This is a genomic window from Vibrio sp. 378 (genome assembly GCF_033339435.1).
Genome location: NZ_JAWOUO010000991.1, coordinates 1 through 555, shown reverse-complemented (window position 1 = coordinate 555; position 555 = coordinate 1). Strand labels below are relative to the sequence as shown.

The window sequence follows — 555 nt, the reverse complement described above, 5'->3', positions numbered from 1 at the left end:
TGTCACACCTTGAATGTTGATATCTACACCATCAAATTCAGCAGACCTGTATCTGTAGCCGATAGCAAGGTCTACATTGTCAAGCATGTAACCTACTTCCAATCCGGCTTGATAAGAGAACTTAGACTCTGATTCAGATACACCTAGGACGTTGGTTTCACCCTTTAATGAACCAACACCAAGAATGAGTGCGCTATATAAATTATTACCTTTATCTATAAATTTAGGGCGTGCGTTGATATAAAAAGCATTACCTTTAACACTGGCATTTTCAAAAAATTCAGCTTCACCAAAGTGTTGGTATTCTAACTCCACACCAAAATCTACATTAGGATGAACGGCAAAATTATAACCAGCATACACCCCTCCACCTAAGTCATTGTTTTCATCAATAGTCGCAATGCCAGCATCTAACTCAGTATTGTGACCTACAAGTAAATTGCCGCCGACATAAAAATGGTCTACCTCGTTTGCACTTGCACTTGCACTTGCACTTGCACTTAAGAGTGCTAGTAAAATCAGTTTTTTCACTTTAAGTCCTTATAGTTGATTTGG

At 38.6% G+C, this 555-nt stretch carries 1 protein-coding gene; it reads right to left on the bottom strand.

The annotated features are described in order from the left end of the window. Positions 1-531 (bottom strand): outer membrane protein (locus R7Q48_RS29970; RefSeq protein ID WP_318134041.1); only part of this gene is annotated, 531 nt, incomplete at its 3' end. Positions 532-555: the final 24 nt, after the last annotated feature.